Origin of the sequence: Streptomyces brasiliensis (genome assembly GCF_014647875.1) — a bacterium.
Lineage (GTDB): Bacteria > Actinomycetota > Actinomycetes > Streptomycetales > Streptomycetaceae > Streptomyces > Streptomyces brasiliensis.
Genome location: NZ_BMQA01000010.1, coordinates 115,027 through 140,273, shown reverse-complemented (window position 1 = coordinate 140,273; position 25,247 = coordinate 115,027). Strand labels below are relative to the sequence as shown.

24 protein-coding genes are annotated in these 25,247 nt (G+C 72.1%); 8 read left to right on the top strand and 16 right to left on the bottom strand.

Annotated elements, in window-relative coordinates; all coding sequences use genetic code 11:
• Window positions 1-48 precede the first annotated feature (48 nt).
• Both IEZ19_RS18240 and IEZ19_RS18235 read left to right on the top strand, forming a co-directional pair.
• A complete protein-coding gene (locus IEZ19_RS18240) occupies window positions 49-1,065 on the top strand; it encodes a PLL family lectin (protein ID WP_189312258.1) in 1,017 nt (338 codons plus the stop codon).
• A 10-nt stretch (window positions 1,066-1,075) separates the two neighbouring features.
• Window positions 1,076-1,456, top strand: a complete 381-nt coding sequence (locus IEZ19_RS18235; protein WP_189312352.1) for a hypothetical protein — start codon at window positions 1,076-1,078, stop codon at window positions 1,454-1,456.
• 62 nt (window positions 1,457-1,518) lie between these two features.
• Here IEZ19_RS18235 and IEZ19_RS18230 read toward each other — a convergent pair whose 3' ends face one another.
• The 5 genes from IEZ19_RS18230 to IEZ19_RS18210 form a co-directional block, all read right to left on the bottom strand.
• Window positions 1,519-3,648 (bottom strand): 3-hydroxyacyl-CoA dehydrogenase NAD-binding domain-containing protein, encoded by a 2,130-nt coding sequence (locus tag IEZ19_RS18230; RefSeq protein ID WP_189312257.1) that lies wholly within the window; start codon window positions 3,646-3,648, stop codon window positions 1,519-1,521.
• Window positions 3,645-4,862, bottom strand: a complete 1,218-nt coding sequence (locus IEZ19_RS18225; protein WP_189312256.1) for a thiolase family protein — start codon at window positions 4,860-4,862, stop codon at window positions 3,645-3,647. The genes IEZ19_RS18230 and IEZ19_RS18225 overlap by 4 nt, the downstream gene beginning before the upstream one ends.
• A 241-nt stretch (window positions 4,863-5,103) precedes the next feature.
• Complete coding sequence (locus IEZ19_RS18220; protein WP_189312255.1) at window positions 5,104-6,393, bottom strand: ribonuclease D; 1,290 nt, start codon at window positions 6,391-6,393, stop codon at window positions 5,104-5,106.
• Window positions 6,394-6,523: 130 nt separating this feature from the next.
• Window positions 6,524-7,186 (bottom strand): response regulator transcription factor, encoded by a 663-nt coding sequence (locus IEZ19_RS18215; protein WP_129305965.1) that lies wholly within the window; start codon window positions 7,184-7,186, stop codon window positions 6,524-6,526.
• A 209-nt stretch (window positions 7,187-7,395) separates the two neighbouring features.
• Window positions 7,396-8,031 carry a DUF3000 domain-containing protein gene (locus tag IEZ19_RS18210; RefSeq protein ID WP_189312351.1) on the bottom strand — a complete coding sequence of 212 codons (636 nt, stop codon included), beginning with the start codon at window positions 8,029-8,031 and terminating at the stop codon, window positions 7,396-7,398.
• A gap of 151 nt (window positions 8,032-8,182) precedes the next feature.
• Here IEZ19_RS18210 and hemE point away from each other — a divergent pair, with 151 nt between their 5' ends.
• Complete coding sequence (gene hemE, locus IEZ19_RS18205) at window positions 8,183-9,250, top strand: uroporphyrinogen decarboxylase (RefSeq protein ID WP_189312254.1); 1,068 nt, start codon at window positions 8,183-8,185, stop codon at window positions 9,248-9,250.
• Between the two features lie 3 nt (window positions 9,251-9,253).
• On the opposite strand, the gene IEZ19_RS18200 is transcribed toward hemE, so the two are convergent.
• A complete protein-coding gene (locus IEZ19_RS18200; protein WP_189312253.1) occupies window positions 9,254-10,078 on the bottom strand; it encodes a rhomboid family intramembrane serine protease in 825 nt (274 codons plus the stop codon).
• 92 nt (window positions 10,079-10,170) lie between these two features.
• Here IEZ19_RS18200 and IEZ19_RS18195 point away from each other — a divergent pair, with 92 nt between their 5' ends.
• A complete protein-coding gene (locus tag IEZ19_RS18195) occupies window positions 10,171-10,467 on the top strand; it encodes a hypothetical protein (protein ID WP_189312252.1) in 297 nt (98 codons plus the stop codon).
• 82 nt (window positions 10,468-10,549) lie between these two features.
• Here IEZ19_RS18195 and IEZ19_RS18190 read toward each other — a convergent pair whose 3' ends face one another.
• On the bottom strand, window positions 10,550-11,950 hold the full coding sequence (locus tag IEZ19_RS18190) for an FAD-dependent oxidoreductase (protein ID WP_189312251.1): 1,401 nt from the start codon (window positions 11,948-11,950) through the stop codon (window positions 10,550-10,552).
• 37 nt (window positions 11,951-11,987) lie between these two features.
• The gene (locus tag IEZ19_RS18185) at window positions 11,988-12,959 is read right to left on the bottom strand and encodes a DUF4349 domain-containing protein (protein ID WP_189312250.1); all 972 of its coding nucleotides are present in this window, start codon (window positions 12,957-12,959) and stop codon (window positions 11,988-11,990) included.
• A gap of 158 nt (window positions 12,960-13,117) precedes the next feature.
• Between IEZ19_RS18185 and hemG the strand changes: the two genes are divergently transcribed.
• Window positions 13,118-14,572, top strand: a complete 1,455-nt coding sequence (hemG, locus tag IEZ19_RS18180; RefSeq protein WP_189312249.1) for a protoporphyrinogen oxidase — start codon at window positions 13,118-13,120, stop codon at window positions 14,570-14,572.
• Between the two features lie 5 nt (window positions 14,573-14,577).
• Complete coding sequence (gene hemQ, locus IEZ19_RS18175; protein ID WP_189312248.1) at window positions 14,578-15,309, top strand: hydrogen peroxide-dependent heme synthase; 732 nt, start codon at window positions 14,578-14,580, stop codon at window positions 15,307-15,309.
• A 151-nt stretch (window positions 15,310-15,460) separates the two neighbouring features.
• On the opposite strand, the gene IEZ19_RS18170 is transcribed toward hemQ, so the two are convergent.
• From IEZ19_RS18170 to IEZ19_RS18150, 5 genes are all read right to left on the bottom strand, one after another.
• A complete protein-coding gene (locus IEZ19_RS18170) occupies window positions 15,461-17,092 on the bottom strand; it encodes an alpha/beta hydrolase (RefSeq protein ID WP_189312247.1) in 1,632 nt (543 codons plus the stop codon).
• A 134-nt stretch (window positions 17,093-17,226) separates the two neighbouring features.
• Entirely contained in the window at window positions 17,227-18,012 is a 786-nt protein-coding gene (locus IEZ19_RS18165; RefSeq protein ID WP_189312246.1) for a TIGR04222 domain-containing membrane protein, read from the bottom strand.
• A 96-nt stretch (window positions 18,013-18,108) separates the two neighbouring features.
• Window positions 18,109-18,885, bottom strand: a complete 777-nt coding sequence (locus IEZ19_RS18160) for a DUF4142 domain-containing protein (RefSeq protein ID WP_189312245.1) — start codon at window positions 18,883-18,885, stop codon at window positions 18,109-18,111.
• 110 nt (window positions 18,886-18,995) lie between these two features.
• On the bottom strand, window positions 18,996-20,534 hold the full coding sequence (locus IEZ19_RS18155) for an MbnB/TglH/ChrH family RiPP precursor modification enzyme (RefSeq protein WP_189312350.1): 1,539 nt from the start codon (window positions 20,532-20,534) through the stop codon (window positions 18,996-18,998).
• A gap of 157 nt (window positions 20,535-20,691) precedes the next feature.
• Entirely contained in the window at window positions 20,692-21,393 is a 702-nt protein-coding gene (locus IEZ19_RS18150; RefSeq protein WP_229840467.1) for a peptidyl-tRNA hydrolase, read from the bottom strand.
• Between the two features lie 52 nt (window positions 21,394-21,445).
• Between IEZ19_RS18150 and IEZ19_RS50765 the strand changes: the two genes are divergently transcribed.
• Window positions 21,446-22,318, top strand: a complete 873-nt coding sequence (locus IEZ19_RS50765; protein ID WP_229840449.1) for an ABC transporter ATP-binding protein — start codon at window positions 21,446-21,448, stop codon at window positions 22,316-22,318.
• On the top strand, window positions 22,315-22,986 hold the full coding sequence (locus tag IEZ19_RS50760) for an ABC transporter (RefSeq protein ID WP_229840447.1): 672 nt from the start codon (window positions 22,315-22,317) through the stop codon (window positions 22,984-22,986). The genes IEZ19_RS50765 and IEZ19_RS50760 overlap by 4 nt, the downstream gene beginning before the upstream one ends.
• Here the strand turns inward: IEZ19_RS50760 and IEZ19_RS18140 are convergent.
• The 3 genes from IEZ19_RS18140 to IEZ19_RS18130 form a co-directional block, all read right to left on the bottom strand.
• Window positions 22,978-23,157, bottom strand: coding sequence for a hypothetical protein (locus tag IEZ19_RS18140; protein WP_189312243.1), 180 nt, complete (start codon window positions 23,155-23,157; stop codon window positions 22,978-22,980). The genes IEZ19_RS50760 and IEZ19_RS18140 overlap by 9 nt on opposite strands.
• A gap of 18 nt (window positions 23,158-23,175) precedes the next feature.
• Window positions 23,176-24,021, bottom strand: a complete 846-nt coding sequence (locus IEZ19_RS18135) for a polysaccharide deacetylase family protein (protein ID WP_373297003.1) — start codon at window positions 24,019-24,021, stop codon at window positions 23,176-23,178.
• Window positions 24,022-24,360: 339 nt separating this feature from the next.
• Window positions 24,361-25,158, bottom strand: coding sequence for a slipin family protein (locus tag IEZ19_RS18130; protein WP_189312242.1), 798 nt, complete (start codon window positions 25,156-25,158; stop codon window positions 24,361-24,363).
• Window positions 25,159-25,247 lie beyond the last annotated feature (89 nt).

Here is a 25,247-nt window from a genome sequence, read left to right as displayed (position 1 = left end):
GCAGGGGCCGGGCCAAGGGCCCGCGGGAACGCGGCTTAGAGTGAACCGGTGAACGGCGACTGGCTCATACGCGGCCGCGACGGCCGGCTCAGTGTCTATCTCCCCTCGGGTGACGCCGTCCTGTGCCGGGCGGAGCGCGCACCCGGCGGCCCCTGGGGCGCCCCGCGCACGGTGGGCGGCGACCAGGAACTGCATCCCGTCCTCGCCGTCGGCCACGGCGCCGACGGCTACGCCCACCTGGTGTCCTGGCGGCCCACCGTGCAGGGCGAGTCGGGACTGGTGCACTCCACCCACTTCCGCCCGCTCCTGGCCGCCCTGGACTGGAACCCGCTCGGCCACCCGAACAAGAAGGGCGACCGCACCGGTACACCCGCGGTCGCGGTGGACGCGAAGGGCCGCGCCCATGTCTTCGTCCGCAACAAGGGCGGCGGGATCAGCATGCTCGCCCAGAAGGAGAAGGGCGGCTGGGACCCCTGGCGCGACCTCAAGGGCCGGGACGTCCAGGAGGAGCCGGCGGCGGTGACGGGGGAGTCCGGGCTCGTCGAGCTGTACGCGGCCGCCCCCGCCGGCATCCTGCACTGGCGCCAGGAGAAGCCGGGCACCCCACCGGTCCTCGAGGAGGCGATCGAGGCGACGGCCCGTCCGGGCACCCTGCACGCCCTGGCCACGTCCACCGACAGCACGACCCTTTTCTACACCGACGACGCGGGTGACCTCTGCGCCTGGCGCCCCGGCACCAAGCCGGTCACACTGCTGCCCGCCGCGGGCCCCGGCCCGGTGGCGGCGGTCCGCTGCGAACTCGACGGTCACGACTGCACGTTGCTGGCCCAGCGCTCGGCCGGCGGCCGAGTGGCCTTCGCCGCGTACCCCACGGAACTGGAATCGGCCGGCGCGTGGTGGACGGAGTCCGGCCCCCGACTCCCGTCCGACGCGACGGTGTCCCTCACGGTGGACGAGGACGGCCGGGTCGCGGCGGCCACGCTGTCCCCGTCGACCGGGCAACTCCTGCTGACCCGGCGGAAGGACGAGCCGGGACTGGCACTGGTGGCATGGCGCAAGGTCTGAGTGCGCCATGATGTCCGGCGTGGACACCGAGACACTCGTCGACACCTGGCGGCGGCTGCTCTCCGGCTCCGGAAAGTCCTGGGTGCTCTTCGCGCACGGCACCTGTGTGGTGCTGGACGAACCGGCCGGAGACCTCGCCGAACAGGCCAAGGAGATCCTCCGGGAGTACGGGCCCGTGCACGTCACCACGGCGGCCGGTGACTTCCGTGTGCTCGAACTCAAGAACAGCGAGGGCTGGTTGGTCACGGGTCACCATCCGGACGTCGTCACCTTCGTGCCGCTCGACGAACCCGCCGACCCCTCCCATCTGGCCGTCGGCATCCACGGCCGGTCCAAACGCCACGAGGACGGCACCGGACTGCACGTCGTCCACGTCGAGGACGCCCGCTGACACACCGGTGCCCGGCACACCGCACAGGGTGGGCCGGGCACCGTACGCCGGCAGGGACCGGGTCAGGCCGGGACGCTCGCCACGCCCGGAGCCAGGAACCGCTTGCCGTTCACGCGCTCCGAGACGCCCTCGCGGTCCAGGTACGGCGTGATGCCGCCCAGGTGGAAGGGCCAGCCGGCGCCCGTGATCAGGCAGAGGTCGATGTCCTGGGCCTCGGCCACGACGCCCTCGTCGAGCATGAGCCCGATCTCCTGCGCCACGGCGTCGAGCACCCGTGCCCGCACCTGTTCCTCCGTCAGCACGACGTCGCCCTGCCGCAGCAGCGCGGCGACCTCGGGGTCCAGCTCCGGCTTGCCGCTGTCGTAGACGTAGAAGCCGCGCTTGCCCGCCTTGACGACGGCCGCGAGGTTCGGGGAGACCTTGAAGCGGTTCGGGAAGGCCCGGTTGAGGGTCTCCGAGACGTGCAGACCGATGGCCGGGCCGACCAGCTCGAGCAGGACCAGCGGGGACATCGGCAGGCCCAGGGGCTCCACCGCCTTCTCCGCCACCTCGACCGGCGTGCCCTCGTCGATGACGTTCTGGATCTCGCCCATGAAGCGGGTCAGGATGCGGTTGACGACGAACGCCGGGGCGTCCTTCACCAGCACCGCGGTCTTCTTCAGCTTCTTGGCCACCGCGAAGGCGGTCGCGAGCGAGGCGTCGTCCGTCTGCTCGCCGCGCACGATCTCCAGGAGCGGGAGGATCGCGACGGGGTTGAAGAAGTGGAAGCCCACGACCCGCTCGGGGTTCTTGAGCTTCGACGCCATCTCCGTCACCGACAGGGAGGAGGTGTTGGTGGCGAGGATCGCGTGTGCCGGGGCGACCGCCTCGACCTCGGCGAACACCTGCTGCTTGACGCCGATCTCCTCGAAGACGGCCTCGATGACGAAGTCCGCGTCGGAGAAGCCCTCGGCCTTGTCCAGGACACCGGTGACCAGTGCCTTCAGTCGGTTGGCCTTGTCCTGGCCGATACGGCCCTTGCCGAGCAGCTTGTCGATCTCGGAGTGGACGTAGCCCACGCCCTTGTCGACGCGCTCCTGGTCGATGTCGGTCAGGACGACCGGCACCTCGAGGCGGCGCAGGAAGAGCAGCGCGAGCTGAGAGGCCATCAGGCCGGCGCCGACGACACCGACCTTGGTGACCGGACGGGCGAGTGACTTGTCGGGCGCACCCGCCGGGCGCTTGCCGCGCTTCTGCACGAGGTTGAACGCGTAGATGCCGGCGCGCAGTTCACCGCCCATGATCAGGTCGGCGAGCGCCTGGTCCTCGGCGTCGTAGCCCTGCTGGAGGTCGCCGTTCTTGGCGGCGGCGATGATGTCCAGCGCACGGTAGGCGGCCGGGGCCGCGCCGTGCACCTTGCCGTCGGCGATGAAGCGGCCCTTGGCGACGGCCTGGTCCCAGGCCTCGCCGCGGTCGATCACCGGACGCTCGACCTCGATGTCGCCCTTGAGGACGTTCGCCGTCCAGATCAGCGACTGCTCCAGGAAGTCGGCTCCCTCGAAGAGGGCGTCGGCGATGCCGAGGTCGAAGACCTGCCGGCCCTTGAGCTGCTTGTTCTGGTTGAGGCTGTTCTCGATGATGACCGAGACGGCCTTCTCGGCGCCGATCAGGTTCGGCAGCAGCGTGCAGCCGCCCCAGCCCGGGACCAGACCCAGGAACACCTCGGGCAGGGAGAACGCCGGGATCGCCTTCGAGACGGTCCGGTAGGAGCAGTGCAGGCCGACCTCGACGCCGCCGCCCATCGCGGCGCCGTTGTAGTAGGCGAAGGTCGGGACCGCGAGACCCGCGAGGCGCTTGAAGACCTCGTGGCCGCCCTTGCCGATGGCCAGCGCGTGCTCGTGCTTCTTCAACAGCTCGACGCCCTTGAGGTCGGCGCCGACGGCGAAGATGAACGGCTTGCCGGTGACACCGACGCCGACGATCTCCCCGGCCGCGGCCTCCTTCTCGACCTGGTCGATCGCGGCGTTGAGGTTCGCCAGCGAGGCCGGGCCGAAGGTCGTCGGCTTGGTGTGGTCGAGGCCGTTGTCCAGGGTGATGAGCGCGAAGCGCCCCGCACCGGACGGCAGATCGAGGTGGCGTACGTGCGCGGACGTCACGACCTCGTCGGGGAACAGCTCGGCCGCACCCTTCAACAGCTCAGCGGTGGTGCTCACTTGTCCCCCTCGAAGTGCGGGTTCTCCCAGACGACCGTCGCGCCCATGCCGAAGCCGACGCACATGGTGGTCAGGCCGTAGCGGACGTTCGGCTGCTCCTCGAACTGGCGGGCCAGCTGCGTCATCAGGCGCACGCCCGACGAGGCCAGCGGGTGACCGAAGGCGATCGCGCCGCCGTACTGGTTGACGCGCTCGTCGTCGTCCGCGATGCCGTAGTGGTCGAGGAAGGCCAGCACCTGCACGGCGAAGGCCTCGTTGATCTCGAACAGCCCGATGTCACCGATGCCCAGGCCCGCCTTGGCGAGGGCCTTCTCCGTGGCCGGGATCGGGCCGTAGCCCATGACCTCCGGCTCGACGCCCGCGAAGGCGTAGGAGACGAGGCGCATCCTGACCGGCAGCCCGTTCTCGCGGGCGAAGTCCTCGGAGGCGATGATCGAGGCGGTGGCACCGTCGTTGAGACCGGCCGCGTTGCCCGCGGTGACCCGCCCGTGGACGCGGAACGGCGTCTTCAGACCCGCCAGGTTCTCCAGGGTGGTCCCCGGACGCATCGGCTCGTCGGCGGTGACCAGACCCCAGCCGGTCTCACCGGCATCGGGGTTGGTGCGGCGCACCGAGATCGGCACCAGGTCCTGCTGGATCTTGCCGTCGGCGTACGCCTTGGCGGCCTTCTCCTGCGAGCGCACCGCGTACTCGTCGGCGCGCAGCTTGGTGATCTGCGGGTAGCGGTCGTGCAGGTTCTCGGCGGTCATGCCCATGAACAGGGCGGACTCGTCGACCAGCTTCTCGGAGACGAACCGTGGGTTCGGGTCGACGCCCTCGCCCATCGGGTGGCGGCCCATGTGCTCGACGCCACCGGCGATGACGGCGTCGTACGCGCCGAACGCGATCGAACCGGCCGTGGTGGTCACGGCGGTCAGCGCACCGGCACACATGCGGTCGATCGAATAGCCGGGAACGGACGTCGGCAGACCCGCGAGGATGCCCGCGGTACGGCCCAGGGTCAGACCCTGGTCACCGATCTGGGTGGTCGCGGCGACGGCGACCTCGTCGATCTTCTTCGGGTCCAGGCCGGGGTTGCGGCGCAGCAGCTCCCGGATCGCCTTCACGACGAGGTCGTCGGCGCGGGTCTCGTGGTAGATGCCCTTCGGACCCGCCTTGCCGAACGGGGTGCGGACGCCGTCGACGAAAACGACGTCCCTGACGGTACGAGGCACGATGGCTCTCCTCCAGGGTGCGGGGCGCTGAGCGCTTGCTTACGACCATGCTACTTATGAGTAACGTAGCTGCCCAGTCCCGTGCCCGGGAGCCGAACGTCACACCCGAAGCCCCCAGGATCTTGGCGCGATCTGAGCGCTCCGAAGGGGCACGTGGCTGTATCGATTTGAGCTCCGCCGCGTGGGCGCGAGCAACTGCAACGAATCCCGCACCCGCCGTCGGCGGGGTCCGCAACGGCGACTAGGCACTCTTCACGGACAGTGCGTCGACCAGTACCGGCGTGACCAGCGAAACCTGCCAAGGCCGCGCACCGTACCCGGCAAGCGCCGCCTCCACGGAGTCCGCGTCCACAACCTTCGGCGGCTCCCAGCAAACCCGCCGAACCGTGTCCGGAGTGATCACATTCTCCTGCGGCATGTTCAACCGCTCGGCAAGTGCCGACACCCCGGTCCGCGCCGCCGACAGCCGTGCCGCCGCAACAGGATCCTTGTCGGCCCAGGCCCGCGGCGGCGGCGGCCCGTTGACCGCCTGCCCCGGCTGAGGCAGCCCGGCCTCGGGCAGCGCCTTGGCCCGGTCCACCGCTGCCTGCCACTGCTCCAGCTGCCGCCGTCCCATCCGATGCCCGAAGCCATTCAGCGCGGCCAGCGCATGCACATTGGCCGGTAGCGCAATCGCGGCCTCGACGATGGCCGCGTCGGAGAGCACCTTGCCAGGTGAGACGTCGCGTTTCTGGGCGATCCGGTCACGGGCCTGCCACAGCTCCCGCACCACGGCGAGCTGCCGGCGCCGGCGCACCTTGTGCATGCCGGACGTACGGCGCCAGGGGTCCTTGCGGGGCTCGGCCGGCGGAGCCGTCGCGATGGCGTGGAACTCCTGCTGCGCCCACTCCAGCTTGCCCTGCCGGTCCAGCTCCTTCTCCAGTGAGTTGCGAAGATCGACGAGCAGTTCGACATCGAGCGCGGCGTACCGCAGCCAGGGCTCGGGCAGTGGGCGGGTCGACCAGTCGACGGCCGAGTGACCCTTCTCCAGGACGAAGCCGAGGACGCTCTCGACCATGGCGCCGAGGCCGACGCGCGGGAACCCGGCGAGCCGTCCCGCCAGCTCCGTGTCGAAGAGGCCACTGGGCACCATGCCTATCTCGCGCAGACACGGCAGGTCCTGGGTGGCCGCGTGCAGCACCCATTCCACGCCGGACAGCGCCTCGCCCAGACCGGACAGGTCGGGACAGGCGACGGGGTCGATCAACGCGGTGCCGGCGCCGTCACGGCGGAGCTGGACCAGGTAGGCGCGCTGGCCGTAGCGGTATCCGGAAGCGCGCTCCGCGTCGACGGCGACGGGACCGGAGCCGGCGGCGAAGGCGGCGATCACCTCGGCCAGCGCCGCCTCGTCGGTGATCACGGGCGGAATGCCCTCGCGCGGTTCGAGCAAAGGAGTCGGCGCCGGTGCCGCAGATGTTCCGCCGTCGTCCGGAGGGGTTCCTCCGGTGGTGCGCAGGGGCGTGTCTGCTGCGGTCTCTTGGGCGTCGGTCACCTGTCAAGAGTATCTGTGTGTGCGCAGCGCCCGTCGACGTAACGTTCCGTCGACGGGCGCTGGGGGGTCGTAAACCAGTCAAGCCGGTGAAAGCATTCATTCACATGAGTGAACGATCGAGCCTCCTCCCTCAGTGGATGATCCCGGTGCGCAGGGCCACCGCCACCATCCCGGCCCGGTCGCCCGTGCCGAGTTTGCGGGCGATGCGGGCGAGGTGGCTCTTGACGGTCAGGGCGGACAGGCCCATCGAGACGCCGATCGCTTTGTTCGACTGGCCCTCCGCGACCAGCCGAAGCACCTCGACCTCGCGGCCGGACAGCTCTCGGTAGCCTCCCGGGTGGCTCGGGGCACCCGGGGGGCGGCGGTGCATGCGGGCGGCGGCGGAGCCGATGGGGGCGGCGCCCGGTCGGGTGGGGAGCCCGATGTTGGTCCGGGTGCCGGTGACGACGTAGCCCTTGACCCCGCCGGCCAGGGCGTTGCGTACGGCGCCGATGTCGTCGGCCGCGGACAGGGCCAGGCCGTTGGGCCAGCCCGCGGCACGGGTCTCGGACAGGAGGGTCAGGCCGGAACCGTCCGGCAGGTGGACGTCGGCGACGCAGATGTCACGGGGGTTGCCGATGCGTGGACGAGCCTCCGCGACGGACGAGGCCTCGATCACGTCGCGCACGCCGAGCGCCCACAGATGGCGGGTGACGGTGGAGCGGACGCGCGGGTCGGCCACGACCACCATGGCGGTCGGCTTGTTCGGGCGGTAGGCGACCAGGCTTGCGGGCTGCTCGAGGAGAACGGACACCAGGCCTCCTGGGGTGCGGGACGGCTTTCCAAGGTCACAGTCCCTTTCGGCATCAAACCCCTGGCCCTTTAGAGAAAGATCACGATTTAGTGAGTAACAATCTGGGCAATTCGGACGTTCGGTCGATCGTTCAGTGAGCGAATCAGATCATCGGCAGGTCGTGGGTGACTGAATGTGGCCGTATCGACAAAGGGACCCTCAAGGGGCCGTCAACGGGACTGCGGTCCGCGGCGCTGCGGCAGCGTCACCACCGACGCGTCCCCCGGAGCGGCCGGCGGCAGGCCCGCGATCTGGGCGAGCAGATCGCACCAGGCGGTGAGGTGGGTCGCGGTGTCAGGGATGCCGGTCAGGCCCTCGCGCGGTGTCCAGGAGGCGCGGATCTCGATCTGCGAGGCGCCGGGGCGCTCCGACAGGCCGCCGAAGTAGTGCGAGCTGGCGCGTGTGACGGTGCCGCTCGGTTCGCCGTACGACAGCCCGCGCGCCTGGAGCGCGCCCGTCAGCCACGACCAGCACACGTCGGGCAGCAGCGGATCGGCCGCCATCTCCGGCTCCAGCTCCGCACGGACCAGCGTGACCAGCCGGAACGTGCCGTTCCAGGCTTCGTGCCCGGCTGGTTCGTGCAGCAGGATCAGCCGGCCGTCGGCCAGGTCCTGGTCGCCGTCGACGACCGTCGCCTCCAGCGCGTACGCGAACGGGGCGAGCCGCTGGGGGGCCGGCGTCGGGTCCACCTCGATCTGTGGCCGCAGCCGCGCGTTCCGCAACGCCTCGACGGCAGCCCGGAAGGCCGGCGGAGCCGTGCCGTCGGTATGCCGCTCCGCCTCCCCGGCCTCCTTCGCGTCGTCCATTCCGCCAGCGCCGTCCGACAGTCGTCCCTGAGCCGCAGCCATGCGGGGAAGATTAAGGGGAACGGGGGCTTCGCGCAGGGAGAGACACCACCTAAAGGCTGGCTAAAGGGCGCGGCCACGTCTGCTTCGGGACCATGGGAGACTTGCCTTCGTGAGTGCCAACGGAAGCCCCACGGGCCAGCAGCCGACAGCGACGTACGACTCCGCGTTCCTCAGGGCGTGCAGGCGTGAACCCGTGCCGCACACGCCCGTCTGGTTCATGCGGCAGGCCGGGCGCTCACTGCCGGAGTACCGCAAGGTGCGCGAGGGCATCCCGATGCTCGAGTCCTGCACGCGGCCCGACCTGGTCGCCGAGATCACCCTGCAGCCGGTGCGCCGGCACAACGTGGACGCGGCGATCTACTACAGCGACATCGTGGTCCCGCTCAAGGCCATCGGCATCGACCTCGACATCAAGCCCGGCATCGGCCCGCTCGTCGAGCGCCCGATCCGCACCCGCGCCGATCTCGACCGGCTGCGCGACCTCACCCCCGAGGACGTCTCGTACGTCACGGAGGCCATCGGTCTGCTGACCCGCGAGCTGGGCCCGACCCCGCTCATCGGCTTCGCCGGCGCCCCGTTCACCCTGGCGAGCTACCTCATCGAGGGCGGCCCGTCGCGGACGTTCGAGAACGCCAAGGCGATGATGTACGGCGACCCCGGCCTCTGGGCCGAGCTGCTCGACCGGCTCGCCGGCATCACGGCCGCCTTCCTCAAGGTGCAGATCGAGGCGGGCGCGAGCGCCGTCCAGCTCTTCGACTCCTGGGTGGGCGCGCTGGCCCCCGCCGACTACCGGCGCTCGGTGCTGCCCGCCTCGGCCAAGGTCTTGGACGCCGTCGCCGGGTACGGCGTCCCGCGCATCCACTTCGGCGTCGGCACCGGGGAGTTGCTGCACCTGATGGGCGAGGCCGGCGCGGACGTCGTCGGCGTCGACTGGCGCGTCCCGCTGGACGAGGCCGCCCGCCGTGTCGGCCCCGGCAAGGCACTCCAGGGCAATCTCGACCCGACGGTGCTGTTCGCCACCCCCGAGGCCGTCGAGACGAAGACCCGCGAGGTCCTGGACGCGGCCGCCGCCCTCGAGGGCCACGTCTTCAACCTCGGTCACGGCGTCCCCCCCGCCACCGACCCGGACGCCCTCACCCGCCTCGTGGAGTACGTGCACACGCACACCGCCCGCTGACCCTCACCAGGTGTGCCGGGGCCGGGCCTGTCTGCCGAACATCAGTCTGCGTGGCTCCGGGGGCGGTGGTGTGCCCGGGCGCAGTGGCAGTGCGAGGAGCATGCCGACGACGAAGCCCACGATGTGTGCCGCGTACGCCACGGAGCCGGCGCCGGAGATGCCGTGGCCCGACGAGTACACGGCCTGGAGCACGAACCAGAAGCCCAGCACCAGCCAGGCCGGCAGCCGTAGCGGCAGGAAGATCAGGAACGGGACCAGGACCCACACCCTGACCCTCGGATACACCACCAGATAGGCGCCCAGGACTCCGGCGATCGCCCCGGAGGCGCCGATCAGCGGGTCGCCCGAGGTGTCGTTGAGCAGTGCGAATCCGTATGCGGCCGCGTAGCCGCAGACGATGTAGAACAGGAAGTACCGGATGTGGCCCATCCGGTCCTCCATGTTGTTGCCGAAGATCAGCAGGAACAGCATGTTGCCCAGCAGATGCAGCCAGCTGCCGTGCAGGAACATCGCCGTGAAGACCGACAGGGGCGGTGACTTGTCGTAGCCGGGCGGGCCCACGACGCAGCCGGGGCCGTGCGCGCCGACCCCCACCTCGCCCGTCGGCACCATGCGCGGCAGCTGATCGTGGATCAGTTCCCGGGGCACCGCGGCGTACTGGTCCATGAACGCCTGGAGGTGACACAGCTGCGCCAGGTTGCTGCCCCCGGCCACGGAGCCGGCCATGCCGGGCGTGTGGAGGAAGACGATGACGTTGGCGGCGATGAGCGCGTACGTCACCCACGGGGTACGGCGCACCGGGTTCACGTCATGGACGGGGATCACCACGTAGGAGTAGTGCCCTGGATGAGCCGCGCGAATCGGTGAAAGCCGCCCGGCCGGTGCGCGTATCTCTCGTCAACCGACGTGAGGATCAGGCGATGAACGACCGAGGAACTCCTCAGACATTCCCCGCGATGCAGGCCCTGCCGGACGGCGAGGCGGAGATCTCACTGGTGGTGCGGCTGCCCTGGGAGGACGTCGCACGCCTCGGCCAGGAGGCGGGCCGGCTCGCCGCGCAGATGCAGCGCCCGGTGACCCTGGACGAGGCCGTGAGCCACCGGCTGCGCTCGGTCCGGGTGGCTGCGACGCATGCGAAACCGGCCGGGGAGCAGCCGAGCGGGGCGGTCGCTTCGCTGCCGAGTGCGTCGTTGCCGCGGATCAGCGGGACGGCTTAGGCGGGGGGCCTGGGCACCGAGCACCAGATGCTCGTCGGCGGACCGCGTGCTCGCCCGGGCACCGGCTCTGCGGGGCGGGTGCCTACCGGGCGCCCGCGCGTACCTTCGCCGCCGCCTTACGTGCCGCCACCAGGACCGGGTCCCACACCGGGGAGAACGGTGGGGCGTAGCCCAGGTCCAGGGCCGTCATCTCCTCCACCGTCATCCGTGCCGTCAGGGCCACCGCCGCGATGTCGACGCGTTTCGCCGCGCCCTCGCCGCCGACGATCTGCACGCCCAGGAGGCGGCCCGTGCGGCGTTCCGCGAGCATCTTGACCGTCATGAGGGAGGCGCCGGGGTAGTAGCCCGCGCGGCTGGTCGACTCGATGGTGACCGTCTCGTACTGGAGGCCCGCCCTCCGCGCGTCCTTCTCGCGCAGGCCGGTGCGGGCGATCTCGAGGGCGCAGACCTTGCTCACCGCCGTGCCGACGACGCCCGGGAAGGTGGCGTAACCGCCGCCCACGTTCATGCCGATGACCTGGCCGTGCTTGTTGGCGTGGGTGCCGAGGGCGATGTGCCGCTCCTGGCCTGAGACCAGGTCGAGGACCTCGACGCAGTCGCCGCCGGCCCAGATGTTCTCGTGGCCGCGTACCCGCATGGCGAGGTCGGTGAGCAGGCCGCCGTGGGCGCCGAGGGGGAGGCCCGCCGTCCGGGCCAGGGACGTCTCGGGGCGCACGCCGATGCCGAGCACGACCACGTCGGCGGAGTACTCCGCGTCCTGCGTCGCGACCGCGCGCACCCGGCCGTCCTCGCCGGTGAACACCTTGGTGACCTCGGCGTCGTCGACCATGGTGATGCCCATGCCCGACATCGCCCGGCGCACCAGGCGGCCCATGTCCGGGTCGAGCGTGGCCATCGGTTCCTTGCCGCGGTTGACGACCGTCACCTCGTATCCGCGGTTGACCAGCGCCTCCGCCATCTCGACGCCGATGTAGCCCGCGCCGACGACGACCGCTCGACGGCCACGCGTGCGTGCAAGCGAGTCAAGGAGCGCCTGGCCGTCGTCCAGCGTCTGCACACCGTGCACTCCGGGCGCGTCCGCGCCGGGCATGTCCGGGCGGATCGGGCGGGCGCCGGTCGCGATCACGAGCTTGTCGTACGGCGTCCAGGACCCGGCGCCGGAATCGACGTCACGCGCGCGTACCCGCTGTCCCGCCACGTCGATCTCCGTGACCTCGGTGCGCATCCGCAGGTCGATGTCCCGCTCACGGTGCTCCTCCGGTGAACGGGCGATCAACCGCTCGCGCTCGGGGACGTCGCCGCCCACCCAGTACGGGATGCCGCACGCCGAGAAGGAGGTGAAGCGGCCGCGCTCGAACGCCACGATCTCCAGCTCGTCGGGCCCCCGCATCCGGCGCGCCTGCGACGCCGCGGACATCCCCGCGGCGTCGCCGCCGATCACGACCAGCCGTTCCGCTGTGCCCCGCCCACCGCTCATGCTCATGTGAACACGCTACGGGCACGGGTCGTTCCGGGCCCGCTCAGCCCTCCTCGCCGGGCGCGCGCCCCACGGGGACCTGCGGCGCCGTCGTCGCGGCGGCGGGCGGGGTGCGGTGCGCGAGACGCGGCCGTACGACCCGCAGCCACAGCAGCACGAGCAGTGCCGTGAGCGCCGCGAAGGGCAGGACGGCGCCGACGGCCAGGGCGATCCAGCGCAGCAGCGTGACGAAGACGTCCCAGCCGCCGGACACCGCGTCCAGGAAGCCGGGGGTGTCGTCCTTCGCGGCCTTCTTGACCGGCGTCTCGGACAGCGAGAGGGCGATGGTGGCCAGGCTGGTGCGGTCCTTCAGCGACGCCTGCTGAGCGAGCAGCGCCTCCAGGTCGGCCTGGCGGCGGCTCAATTCCCCTTCCAGGGTGACCACGTCACTGAGCTTGGTCGCCTGGTCCATCAGCTCACGGATCCGGGCGACGCTGGCCCGCTGCGACTTGATGCGGCTGTCGACGTCGACGACCTGGTCGGTGACGTCCTCGGCCTTGGCGGTGCGGTCGATGAGCTTGCCCGTGCCCCGGAGGTCGCTGAGGACCTCGTCGTACTTGTCGGTGGGCACCCGCAGCACGACCCGCGTGGTCTCGTGACCCTTCTCGTCCCGGTGCGTGCTCTCGTTGCCGACGAACCCGCCCGCGTTCTCGGCGGCGGTGCGGGCCTCGTCGAGCGCCTTGGGCACGTCCCTGACCTGCACGGTCAGGGAGGCCGTGCGGATGATGTGGCCGGCCGTGAGGTCGGGCGGGGTCTGCTCGGCCCGGGCGTCGCCCGCCTTGCCGCCCGCGGTGTCCGCCTCCCCCTGGACGGCGGAGCCCCGGGCGCCACCGGCCGGAGCGGCGGCCTTGTCCGCGGTGCTGCTCCCCGTGTCGTCCGAGGCGCTGCACCCGGCGAGCGCGAGCGAGGCGGCCAGCAGAAGCCCGGCCAGGGCGTGAACGGGTCGCGGGAAACGCGGGGACTGTCGTACGTGCATCGTGGCTACCCCCCGAGGGTCGTGACAATCGACGCTCCTTCGACGCCCGGACCGGACCGGACGTTGGCCCGAAACGGTTCCGATGAGGTCACGGTCACAACGCAATGGGGCCACAAGGCCCTGGCACGGCTGTCGGTGGCGTCTGAGAAGGTGGAGCCATGAGCGGATCACCCACGGTCAAGGGCCATGTCGTCGTCATCGGAGCCGGAGTCGCCGGTCTTGCGGCCGCCCACCGGCTGCTCGGGCGCGCGGCCCGTGTGACCGTCCTCGAGGCGTCGGAGCGTGTCGGCGGCAAGCTGCTGCCCGGCGAGCTCGCGGGCGTGCGCGTCGACCTGGGCGCCGAGTCGATGCTGGCGCGCCGCCCGGAGGCCGTGGGCCTGGCCCGCGAGGTGGGCCTCGCGGACCGGCTCCAGCCCCCGGCCACCGCGACGGCCTCGATCTGGACCCGCGGCGCGCTGCGTCCGATGCCCAAGGGTCATGTGATGGGCGTACCGGGCACCGCGTCCGCCCTCTCCGGTGTCCTGTCCGACGACGGCCTCGCCCGCATCGAGCGCGACGCTGACCTGCCCCGCACGGAGGTCGGCGACGACGTGGCGGTGGGGGAGTACGTGGCGGCACGCCTCGGCCGCGAGGTCGTCGACCGCCTCGTCGAACCCCTCCTGGGCGGGGTCTACGCGGGTGACGCCTACCGGATCTCGATGCGCTCGGCCGTCCCCCAGCTCTTCCAGGCCGCACGCACCCACGACTCCCTCACCGAGGCCGTCCGCGACATCCAGGCCGAGGCCGAGGCCAACCGCCGGACCGGACCGGTGTTCATGGGCATCGAGGGCGGCGTGGGCCGACTGCCGCTCGCGGTCGCGGAGTCGGTGCGGGCGCGCGGCGGCGAGATCCTGACCGGGACCCCGGTGACGGAGCTGCGCCGGGAGGCGGGCGCGGGCTGGCGGGTCGTCGCCGGTGACCGAGTGCTGCGCGCGGACGCCGTGGTCGTCGCCGTACCCGCCCCGGCCGCGGCCCGGCTGCTGGCCGCCGAGTCCCCCGAGGCCGCCGCCGACCTGCGCACCGTCGAGTACGCCTCCATGGCCCTCGTCACCCTCGCCTACCGCCGCGCCGACGCCGCCCTCCCCGACGGCAGCGGCTTCCTCGTCCCGCCGGTCGACGGCCGCACCATCAAGGCGTCGACGTTCGCCTCGCAGAAGTGGGGCTGGATCGCCGACGAGGACCCGGACGTGATCGTGCTGCGCACCTCCGTGGGGCGGTACGGCGAGACGGAGATCCTCAGCCGCGAGGACGCGGAGCTGGTCGAGGTCTCCCGGCACGACCTGCGCGCGGCCACCGGCCTCGACGCGAACCCGCTGGAGGCCCGCGTCACCCGCTGGACCGACGGCCTGCCCCAGTACCCGGTCGGTCACCACGCGCGCGTGGTACGAATCCGCGAACACGTGGCCAAGCTCCCGGGCCTCGCCGTGTGCGGCGCGCAGTACGACGGCGTCGGTATCCCGGCGTGCATCGCCAGCGCGTACGCCGCCGTCGACCAGCTCGGCGGCGATCTCAGCGGTGTCGAGGAGCTCACCGCCAACCCGGTGCAGAGTCTGCACGGAGGATCAGGAGAATAAGGGACATGAGTGACGACGCCCCCACCACCGAGGCCGGCCGGATCCCGAACAAGGGCAAGCTGGCCAAGGACCTCAACGAGGTCATCCGCTACACCCTGTGGTCCGTCTTCAAGCTGAAGGACGTGCTGCCCGAGGACCGCGCGGGCTACGCCGACGAGGTCCAGGAGCTGTTCGACCAGCTCGCCGCCAAGGACGTGACGATCCGCGGCACCTACGACCTCTCGGGCCTGCGCGCCGACGCCGACCTGATGATCTGGTGGCACGCGGAGACCGCGGACCAGCTGCAGGAGGCCTACAACCTCTTCCGCCGCACGAAGCTGGGCCGCGCGCTGGAGCCGGTCTGGTCGAACATGGCGCTGCACCGGCCCGCCGAGTTCAACCGCTCGCACATCCCGGCGTTCCTCGCCGACGAGACGCCGCGCAACTACATCAGCGTCTACCCCTTCGTGCGCTCCTACGACTGGTATCTGCTGCCCGACGAGGACCGCCGCCGCATGCTCGCCGACCACGGCAAGATGGCCCGCGGTTATCCGGACGTGCGCGCCAACACGGTCGCCTCGTTCTCGCTCGGCGACTACGAGTGGGTCCTGGCCTTCGAGGCGGACGAGCTGCATCGCATCGTCGACCTCATGCGCCACCTGCGCGGCTCGGAGGCCCGCATGCACGTCCGTGAGGAGGTCCCGTTCTTCACGGGCCGCCGCAAGGACATCGCCGAGCTGATTGCGGGCCTCGCCTGAGGGCAGACGCCGCGCTGCCGTCGGCCGGGGGTCCGGCCCGCCGCGGAGCGGCAGCCGGGTGCTTCGGCCCCGGGGGGACGTGGCACGGGCCGTCGCCAGGACATCACCGAGCTGGTGACCGGGGCTCGCGCAGCCCCGGCCACCAGGCTCGTTACGCCTTGCCCTTCAGGGCGTCCCTGAGGGGCTGGTTGCGGGACGCGTCGGACGGGGTCTTCGGCTTCGGTTCCGGGTGCGGTGCGCAGGACGCGTGCCGCACCGGGAGCCGGCCCTCCAGGAGGTACGCGTCCAGATGGGCGTTGACGCACTTGTTGGGTCCGCCGCCGATGCCGTGCGTGCCGGCGTCCCGCTCGGTGACCAGCACCGAACCAGCCAGCCGCCGGTTCATCTCCAGCGCCCCGTCGTACGGCGTGGCCGCGTCCCGCTCCGCCGCCATGATCAGCACCGCCGGCAGCTCACCGGGCCCGGTGCGCACGTCGACGGGCTGCTGCCGAGGCGCCTGCCAGTAGGCGCACGGCAGGTTCATCCAGACGTTGTCCCAGGTCTCGAACGGTGCCACCCGCGCGAGCCGGGTGTTGTCGCGGTCCCACACCGCCCAGTCCGTCGGCCAGGGAGCGTCGTTGCACTCGACGGTCGTGTACACGGCATTGCCGTTCTCCGCCTCGGTGGCCGTCTCCCGCTCCGGCCCGGCCACCGCGACCAGCGGCTTCGGGTCGCCCTTCAGATACGCCGACAGTGCCTCCGCGCGGCTCGGCCAGTAGTCGTCGTAGTACCCGGCCGTCAGGAACGCGCCCTGCAGTTGCCCCGGCCCGACCGTGCCGCCCGCGGGCTTCGTGGCGAGCCGGTCTTCGGCCTTCTCGTAGCTGCGCAGCACCTTCCCGGTGGTGTCACCGAGTCCGTACACGTGGTCGTGCCGGGCGATCCACTCGCGGAAGTCGGCCCAGCGGCCCTCGAAGGCGGCCGACTGCTGCAGGTTGTTGCGGTACCAGATCTGTCCCGGGTCCGGGTTCACCGCCGAGTCCAGCACCATCCGCCGTACGTGCGAGGGGAAGAGCGTCGCGTACACGGACCCGAGGTAGGTGCCGTACGAGGCCCCCATGAACGTCAGCTTCTCCTCGCCCAGCGCGGCTCGCAGCACGTCCAGGTCACGGGCGTTGTTGAGGGTGTTGTAGTACCTGAGCCCGCTCCCCGACCGCTCGGCGCAGCCGCGCGCGTACGCCTTCGCCCGCGCGACGCGGTCCTTCTTGTACGACGCCGAGGGGTGCGTCGGCGCCTGCGAGGGTCCCTCGAAGAAGCGTCTGGGGTCCTGGCAGGACAGCGGCGCCGAGCGGCCCACCCCGCGCGGGGCGTACCCGACGAGGTCGTACGCGGCGGCGATCCGCTTCCACTGCGGCATTTCGCCGATCAGCGGGAAGTACATGCCGGAGGCGCCGGGACCACCCGGGTTGTAGACGAGGGCGCCCTGCCGGGGGATCTTGCGCTTGCTGTTGCGCGGGTCCTTCTGGCTGGCCCGCACCCGGCTGACGGTCAGTGAGATCTGCTTGCCGTCGGGGTGGGCGTAGTCCAGCGGGACACGGACCGTGCCGCAGAGCAGCGTGCCCGGCGCTTCCTCGGTGGCCGGGCACTTCCCGAAGTGGACACCGGCCGCCCGTGCCCGGGCGGCGGCGACCGCGGCACCCCGCACCTCGGCGGCCCCGGGGGACGCCGGCGCGCCGCCGGCCGGGGCCGCGGCCAGGGTGGTCAGGAGCAAGGACCCGGCGGCCGAGTAGAGGGCGGCAGCTCTCATCGCATTTCCCTTCGGTGCACGGCAGCACGGACACTGCAGCAACAAAGGGGATATTTCGTTCGCCAGTTGGTGAAGGCAAGCACCATCCGGCCGGTGTCGGCGCCAATGCCCCCGATGCGCCCCTCGACCCGCCCTCACTCGGGCCAGTGCTGCCCCCGATCGGCGAACGCCGCCCGCAGTTCGGGCTCGCCGACGGCGCGGATGCCGCGTACGGCGACGGAGGTGAGGTACCTGCGGTCGTCGCCGGCGCCCGCGACGCGCCGGGTCAGGGCGCCGAGCAGCCGCTGCCCGGCCGGGGAGGCCCAGCGCGAGTAGGGGTGCGCCTCGACCCGGGCGATCGCGAGGCAGCTCAGGGTCAGGGCGAGCGGGAGCGCGAACCACAGGGCGATCAGGTCGCGCGGCATCTCGCTGTGGGCGGGCAGGAGCAGCGCGGCCAGGCCCAGCGCGAGTACACCCACGGCGGCGGCGCGCACCTGGCCGACGCAGGCCGCGACGTTCGTACGTGCTCCGTCGGGCACCGCGAGCCCCGCCCTCACCAGCCCGTCGGCGAGACGCCGCACGGAATCGGCGGCCGCCGCCGCGGACCGCACCGGCTCGATGCGGGACTGGCCCTCGGGGCCTATCGCTCCTATCACCGACTGTTCCATCTCGTCCCGGCCCGTCGGGTCGACGACGGTCGCCCAGCCGGTGTGCGCGAGCAGCAGCCGCCGCTGGCGCGCCATGGAGACCAGGGTGAGGTCGGCGACCCGCGCGGGGCCGCCCGACAGGAACGCCGCCTCGTACAGCGTCAGATCGTGCTCGCGGTCCGCGTCCGTGCCGTGCCTCTCGACGGTCGCCGCGCGTACGGCGGCCAGGCACAGCCCCGTGCACGCCGTGCCGGCGACGGCCCAGGCCAACAGCAGGAGAAGGACCCAGAACATGACGTGTTTCTATGCCAGTGGTCTTGGAAACACCATGCCTTGTTCACCATCCGGACACAGTGTTGTCGGTCCGTGATGTCGTGATTCGCCCGCAGTTCAGGGGGCGTTCGCCGGCCGTGGGCTGGAGGCGGCGGGCGGGAGCGGGTAGCTCGGTGCGGCGGACGGGACGACCGGGATCGCGGATGCCGGGTCGACGCTCGGCACCGGGGAGCCGGACGCGGGCGGGGCGCTCGGGGCCAAGTCCCGTGCCAGCTGGGCGAAGTCGACGTCGCCCGTCGCCTCCAGGGCCTCGATGTGGTTCAGCACGGTGGCGTTGGCGTCGTCGGCGAGGCCGCGGACCAGTGAGTTCTGGGTGCTCGCGCGGACCTGTGCGACGACGGAGAACACCTTGCCGTGGGCGAGCCGCAGGATGTTGGCGAACTGCCGGTCGAAGTCCTGCCCCTGGGCCGCGTTCAGGGTGGCCAGCCACTGCTTCTGCTGCTCGTTGGGCTCGTTGGGCAGCGCCAGCCCGAGCTGGCCGGCGACGGTGCGCACATGTGCGTCCAGCGAGGTGTGCCCGTCGACCAGATGCTGTCCGGCCGTCCGTACGGCCGCGGTGGTGCCCTTGCGCTCGGCCAGCTCCCCGGCGGGCAGCTCCCACAGTCCGGCCAGCCTGACCCGGGTGACGAAGTCGCGGTCCTGCCCGGACAGCGGTCCGTACCGAGTCGCCACAGTCCGGTCGCTCAGGACGTCGGCATCGGTGGTGGTCCCGGCCCGGTCCGCGTAGGACCAGATCGGGAAGATCAGCGCCACGAGGGTCGCGACCAGGCCCGTGATGATGAGCCCCGTGCCGCTGACTATGCCTCGGCCCTTGATCGGCGGACGCGGTCGCATGGTGCCTCCTGCTGATGGCACCGCACGCCAGTGTGGTTCGAGTGGGTGCGGGGTCGGCATATTACTGCGCAGTCCGCACCGGCTTGCTCCGGAGTCGCCACTGGCCGTCCTCACCCTCTGCGCAGCAGCACCCGCCGGGCCGCCCGGGCCGCCCGCACGACCGTCCTGCGCGAACGCGGCGCCGGCCCGGAGCGCTCCAGCCACCACGCCCGCACCTCCCGACGTACGGCGGGGTCCTCGACCGGCGCCGTGAACAGCAGGTGCCCGGCGAAGTCCAGCGCGTCCCGCCGGTAGCCGCCGGTCAGCGGGTGCCCCTGGGCGTAACCGAGGAACGCCCGCCGGTACCCCTCGCCGAGGATGTCCGGCAGCTCGGGCGCGACCTTCGCCACCACGTCCGCCCGCTTGGCGGCGAGCGCCCGCGCCTGCACCCCCATCCGCACTCGGTCGAACCCCTCGGGCACGGGCGTCCCGGCGACGAGCGCGGACAGCACGGCCGCCTCGGCGAGACCGACGCGCTCGCGGGCCGATTCGAAGCCGGCCTCGGGGGCGAGGCCGTCGGCCGCGGGTTCGACGAGCTCCGGCGCCGGGCCGTCGGCCGCAGGTATGAGCGCCGGGCTGTCGGCCGCAGGCGTGTGCGCTGGGCCGTCGGCCACAGAGGTCACCGCCTTCGGCGTCGGGCCGTCGGCCGCAGGTATGAGCGCCGGGCTGTCGGCCGCAGGCGTGTGCGCTGGGCCGTCGGCCACAGAGGTCACCGCCTTCGGCGTCGGGCCGTCGGCCGCAGACACGGCAGTCTTCCGTGCCGAGCCGTCGATCGGTCGTCGTGCCGCGCCCTTGGTCACGGCCTTCCGGATCGCACCCAACTCCCCCTCCAGATCGGCCGGTTCGGGGAAGTTCTCGTCCCGTTCCAGCAGCACCCCGGGTGGGGACACGCGCGTGGCGAGGTCGGTCAGGATGTCGAGGACCGGGCGCGGGACGGGGTGGGCGTGGCTGTCGTGCCACACCCCGTCGCGCTCGAAGCCGCCCGCGACATGGACGTACACCAGGGCCTCCAGGGGCAGTTCGGCGAGCGCTTCGGCCGGGTCCTCGCCGCGATTGACGTGGTTCGTGTGCAGGTTCGCCACGTCGATGAGCAGCCGTACGCCGGTCCGCTCGGCCAGTTCGTACAGGAACTGCCCCTCGGTCAGCTCCTCACCGGGCCAGGCGATCAGCGCGGCGATGTTCTCCAGGGCGAGGGGCACGGGCAGCGCGTCCTGGGCGATGCGCACGTTTTCGCACAGCACGTCGAGCGCGTCCTTGGTGCGGGGAACCGGCAGCAGGTGGCCCGCCTCGAGACGCGGGGACGCGGTCAGCGGCCCGCCGGCCCGGACGAACGCGATGTGCTCGGTGACCAGCGGCGATCCGAGCGCCGTCGCCCGCTCGGCGAGCGCGGTCAGCCGTCCTTCGCCGGGCCGGTCCGCCCCGCCGAGGCCCAGCGAGACGCCGTGCGGCACGACGGTCACGCCGCGCTCGCGCAGCCGCAGCAGCGACTCGGGCAGATGCCCCGGACACACGTTCTCCGCGACGACCTCGACCCAGTCGACACCCGGCATGCGTTCCACGGCGTCCGCGATCTCCGGTCGCCAGCCGATCCCCGTCCCGAGTTGCCGCATCACGCGTCCCCCTCCGTGCCTCCTGCCGCCGTCATGGCGTGACGGGGGTATGGCCCAGGCGTGCGGCGCCGAATCCCGCGCCCCGCACGTTCAGAGCAACATTTGAGGTTGGCGCCGGCGGCCGCCTGGTGGCCCCTGACCGGAGCCGGGTCGGCCCCTACCGCAGCGCCGGATGGTCCGCCACGACGGTGCAGGACCCCGGCGCGATCTCGGTGAAGCCCGCGTCACGCACCAACGGCAGGCCGCTGTCCGTCAGTTGGGTCCAGTCGGCGGGATCGGCCGTGCGGACGGCGAGGGGGAAGCCCGCCTCGCGCCAGGCCGTGCGCTCCTCGTCGGACAGTTCCCACCAGGCGAGTTGGGCGCCGTGCCCCGCCTGGGCCATGGCCTTTCCGGCCGACATGTCGAGGCCGGGGTTGAGCCAGAGCACCGGCTCGGTGTGGTCGAGGCCGGCGGGCGGCTCCGGGTCGTCGAGGTCGGTGCCGGACACCTGGAGCCGGGCGAGGTCCTTGGGCCAGCCGTCCAGCGGAACGGGCGGGAAGACCCGTACCTCCGCGGACTTCCCGGTGACCGTGATCCCGGGCAGCGCCTCGGCACGTCGCCACTCGGCGCCCCGCGCCCGGCGCACCACCTTGCGGATCCGGGCGTCCTGCCAGTCCCGCACCGCCTGCGCCCACTCCCCGTCGCCCAGCGCCCGCTCGTCGCTGAGCAGCACGAGCACGGCCCGGGCAGCGGTCTCCAGCGCGTCCGTTCGGGCGGGCGGGGCGCTGCGCTCGATCCGTACGACCATGGGCAGGACGAACTGGGGCGCCTCGTCGCGCGAGGTGCGCTCGTCGTGGAAGGGGCTGTCGCTCGGGGGCATGGGAACGTCGCTCACATCAGCCAACCTTAAAGGGCGCGCGAAAATGGCCCCCATGCAACGTGATCTACGGCTGACCAGGGTGGGCCGCCGCTACGGACTGCGCGGACCCTGGGTGCTACGGGGCGTCGACCTGACCGTCACCCCGGGCACCCTCACACGGGTGGAGGGCGCCAACGGCACCGGCAAGTCGACCCTGCTGCGGCTCCTCGCCGGGATCGACGCCCCGACGGAGGGCCGTGTCACCGGTCGTCCGCGCACCGCGTACGTACCCGAACGGTTCCCGGCCGCGCTCCCCTTCACCGCGTCCGGCTATCTCACCCACCTCGGCACCGTGCACGGACTGTCGCGCCGGACGGCGGCCCGTGCCGCGGGGGAGTGGCTGGAGCGGTTCGGCGCGTCGGCGTACGCCGGTACGCCGTTGGCGCAGCTGTCGAAGGGCAGCAGCCAGAAGGTCGCGGTGGCCCAGGCGCTGCTCGCCGAGCCGGAGCTGCTCGTGCTGGACGAGGCCTGGACCGGCCTGGACACCGGCGCACGGGCCGAACTGGAGCGGGCGGTCGCCGAGCGGACCTCCGCCGGAGGCGCCGTCGTGTTCGTCGACCACGACCCGCGCCGCCTCGCGGGGGCACCCGACGCGACGTACACGGTCGCCGACGCAGCCCTCGACCGCCGTACCGAGAAGGCGAGTTCGGCCGTCGGCCCGCACACCGTCGTCAGCGTGCAGGGGCCGCCGGGCGGACAACTGCCCGCCGACGTCACGCGGGCGGTCACCTCGGCCGAGGAGATCACACCGGGCGGCTACCGGCTCACCGTCCCCGCGTCCCGCTCCGACGTCGTACTGCGGGCCCTGCTGACGGCGCGCCCACCCTGGCACGTGGTGCGCGTGCACCCGGACGACCTCACCCCCGACCTCGGAGGCCGGTCATGACCGCACTCCTGCGCTACCACACCGCCCTGCTCCTGCGTTCCCAGCGCTGGCTGTCGCCGCTCATCCTGTATGCCGCGTTCCTGGCCGTCGGGGTGCAGGGCGGGCAGCCGGTGCTCGACTCGCTCGGCTACTCGGCCGCGGCGCTGCTGCCGGTCGCCGCCTGGCTGGTGCGGATCTGCGTCACCGGTGAACCGCCCGCCGCCCGCGCCGTCGTCTTCGCGGCGACCGGACCGGCCCGGGCGCACTTGGCCGCTCTGCTGACGGCGCTCGGCGCGGCGGCGGTGCTCGGTGCGGCGGCCACCCTGGTCGTCACGCTGATCAGCGACCCGGCGGCGACCGGCCACCGCGCCCATGTCCCGCCGCTCCAGGCGGGCGTGGCCGGTCTCCTGGCCGCCCTCGCGTGCGCCCTGCTCGGAACGGCCGTCGGCGCGCTCACCAACCGGCCGCTGCTGCGCTCGCCGGGCCGGGCGGTGCCCACGATGCTGCTGGCCGCGCTGCTGTCGGTGGTGGTGTCGGGCTCCCCGGCGCAGGCAGCGGTGAGCGGCCTGGTCACCGGCTCGCGGTCGGGCCGGGTGCCGGTGCCGCTGCTGCCGTTGGCCGCCGCGGCCCTGCTCACGGCCGCCGCGTTCGCGCTGGCCGCGGCGCTCGCGGGCCGGCGCTCACCCTGAGCAGGCGGTGCGCTGTGCCTCCTGCCACTCGCACACGGGGCACAGCGTGATGCCCTTGTACGACTCCGGGTACTCGGTGGGCTTCCGGCACGACACGCACTCCGCGTACGGCGGACCGTCGGCCCGCGGGGGCGCGGCGTCGATGATCGTGCAGTATTCCTCGTCGCTCATGCATCCAGCGTAGGCGGTTCAGTGACGCGTGCTCGTCTCACCGATCAGCTGGGACACCTTCACCAAGCGGTAGCCCTGCTTGCGCAGTTCCGGTACGACCGTGCGCACGACCCGTTCGGTCGTCGGGGCGGCGCTGCGGGTGCAGTGCATGACCACGACGGACCCGGGCTTCACGCCGTCCAGCACCTGCTTGACCACGGCGTCGGCGTCCGTCGCGAACGCGTCGCCGCTCACCACGTCCCACTGCACCGCGGTGACACCGAGCCCGCTCAGCGCGCGCAGCGCCTGCTGGTCGTAACAGCCGCCGGGGAAGCGGAAGTACGGCATCGGGTGCGGCACGCCCGCCTTGCGGAGCGCGGTGTACGCCCGCTCCACGTCCGTCCGCATCCGGTCGGCGCCGACGGTCGGCAGTCCGTAGCAGTCACTTTTGAAGGCGTAGTGGCTGTAGGAGTGGTTGGCGACCTCGAACAGCGGGTCGGTGCCGATCGAGCGGGCCTCGGCCGGGTACTCGTCGGCCCACCGGCCGGTCATGAACACGGTGGCCGGGACCTTCAGCTCACGCAGGGCGGTGATCAGGCCAGGGTTGTCGAAGTGCTCGCCGGAGGCGGCGCGCGGCCCCTCGTCGGCGGTCATGTCGGCGTCGAAGGTGAGGGCGACGGTCTTGCCCCGGGTGCGCGGTCCGTTCATGAAGACCGGGGTGAGACCGCCCGGTCCAGGGGTCAATCTGGGCGGCTGTGTCGCGGTGGGGGAGGGCTTGGTGGGGGCCGGGCGGGCGGCGTGCGGTGCCTCGGTGGTGCCGCAGGAGGCGAGGGCGGCGCTCAGGGCGCAGACGGCGGTGACACGGCGTACAAGAGTGAACACCATATGAAGATATGACTGAAAATCCGACAAATCGCCCAACTCGACCGTCGGTGGAGAAGGTGTCACCCGCCCGGCCGCAGACCGCGGCGCGACCGGGTCGAGCGGCCCTGGCGGCCGGTCGGCGTGCCGGTGGGGGTGCGGTCGGTGAGGGCTCGGCGTCGGGTGCTGTGCGGTCGATTCCCCGCGTCAGCCAGTGTGTGAACGTGCCACGCGGGGCGTCGGCAGCGCCTCGAAGGGGTGCGAGGCAGTGTCCGTGTGCGGCCCCGCCACACGGGTGCGACCAGTCACGACGGACCCGTGGAGGATCGACGGCCGATCGCGCCACCACTTCTCGCGGAGCGCTCAGTCGTGGTGCGGGCCCGCGTCACCGATCGCCGTCGGCTGTTGTCCCCTCTCCAGGAACCGCAGTAGCTCCACCGGGATCGGCAGGACGAGCGTGGAGTTCTTCTCCGCCGCCACGGCCATCACCGTCTGCAGCAGCCGCAGCTGGAGCGCGGAGGGCGTGTCCGCCATCTGCTGGGCCGCCTCCGCCAGCTTCCGCGACGCCTGAAACTCGGCGTCGGCGTTGATGATCCTGGCCCGGCGCTCCCGGTCGGCCTCGGCCTGGCGGGCCATGGACCGCTTCATCGCGTCCGGCAGGGACACGTCCTTGATCTCCACCCGGTCGATCTGCACGCCCCAGCCCACGGCCGGACTGTCGATCATCAACTCCAGCCCCTGGTTGAGCTTTTCGCGGTTGGACAGCAGATCGTCGAGGTCGCTCTTGCCGATGATCGAGCGCAGCGAGGTCTGTGCCATCTGTGAGACCGCGAACCGGTAGTCCTCGACGTTGACGATCGCGGCCGACGCGTCCACGACCTTGAAGTACACGACGGCGTCGACCCGCACGGTCACGTTGTCGTGGGTGATGCCTTCCTGGGCGGGCACCGGCATCGTCACGATCTGCATGTTGACTTTGCGCAGCCGGTCGATCACCGGGATGATCATGTTGAAGCCCGGCGACCGCACCGGGGCGACGACCCGCCCGAGCCGGAACACCACCCCGCGCTCGTACTGCCTGACGACGCGCGCAGCCGCGGTCAGGTAGACCACGCCGACGGCGCCGGCTGCCGCGATCGCACCGAGCAGCTCCTGGAGCATGACGACCCCTTTCATCAGAGGTCCGATACGTCCACTCCAGCAACGATATGCCCGGCGTCTGGTCCGGGGCTATGCCGTCGCCCCGGACC

Excerpts from the sequence above, each read along its gene's own strand:
- IEZ19_RS18235 (WP_189312352.1), top strand. The coding sequence starts at position 1,076 with ATGTCCGGCGTGGACACCGAGACACTCGTCGACACCTGGCGGCGGCTG.
- IEZ19_RS18210 (WP_189312351.1), bottom strand. The coding sequence starts at position 8,031 with ATGGACGACGCGAAGGAGGCCGGGGAGGCGGAGCGGCATACCGACGGC.
- IEZ19_RS18195 (WP_189312252.1), top strand. The coding sequence starts at position 10,171 with ATGAACGACCGAGGAACTCCTCAGACATTCCCCGCGATGCAGGCCCTG.
- IEZ19_RS18190 (WP_189312251.1), bottom strand. The coding sequence starts at position 11,950 with ATGAGCATGAGCGGTGGGCGGGGCACAGCGGAACGGCTGGTCGTGATC.
- IEZ19_RS18185 (WP_189312250.1), bottom strand. The coding sequence starts at position 12,959 with ATGCACGTACGACAGTCCCCGCGTTTCCCGCGACCCGTTCACGCCCTG.
- hemG (WP_189312249.1), top strand. The coding sequence starts at position 13,118 with ATGAGCGGATCACCCACGGTCAAGGGCCATGTCGTCGTCATCGGAGCC.
- hemQ (WP_189312248.1), top strand. The coding sequence starts at position 14,578 with ATGAGTGACGACGCCCCCACCACCGAGGCCGGCCGGATCCCGAACAAG.
- IEZ19_RS18170 (WP_189312247.1), bottom strand. The coding sequence starts at position 17,092 with ATGAGAGCTGCCGCCCTCTACTCGGCCGCCGGGTCCTTGCTCCTGACC.
- IEZ19_RS18165 (WP_189312246.1), bottom strand. The coding sequence starts at position 18,012 with ATGTTCTGGGTCCTTCTCCTGCTGTTGGCCTGGGCCGTCGCCGGCACG.
- IEZ19_RS18160 (WP_189312245.1), bottom strand. The coding sequence starts at position 18,885 with ATGCGACCGCGTCCGCCGATCAAGGGCCGAGGCATAGTCAGCGGCACG.
- IEZ19_RS18155 (WP_189312350.1), bottom strand. The coding sequence starts at position 20,534 with ATGCGGCAACTCGGGACGGGGATCGGCTGGCGACCGGAGATCGCGGAC.
- IEZ19_RS18150 (WP_229840467.1), bottom strand. The coding sequence starts at position 21,393 with ATGCCCCCGAGCGACAGCCCCTTCCACGACGAGCGCACCTCGCGCGAC.
- IEZ19_RS50765 (WP_229840449.1), top strand. The coding sequence starts at position 21,446 with ATGCAACGTGATCTACGGCTGACCAGGGTGGGCCGCCGCTACGGACTG.
- IEZ19_RS50760 (WP_229840447.1), top strand. The coding sequence starts at position 22,315 with ATGACCGCACTCCTGCGCTACCACACCGCCCTGCTCCTGCGTTCCCAG.
- IEZ19_RS18140 (WP_189312243.1), bottom strand. The coding sequence starts at position 23,157 with ATGAGCGACGAGGAATACTGCACGATCATCGACGCCGCGCCCCCGCGG.
- IEZ19_RS18135 (WP_373297003.1), bottom strand. The coding sequence starts at position 24,021 with ATGGTGTTCACTCTTGTACGCCGTGTCACCGCCGTCTGCGCCCTGAGC.
- IEZ19_RS18130 (WP_189312242.1), bottom strand. The coding sequence starts at position 25,158 with ATGCTCCAGGAGCTGCTCGGTGCGATCGCGGCAGCCGGCGCCGTCGGC.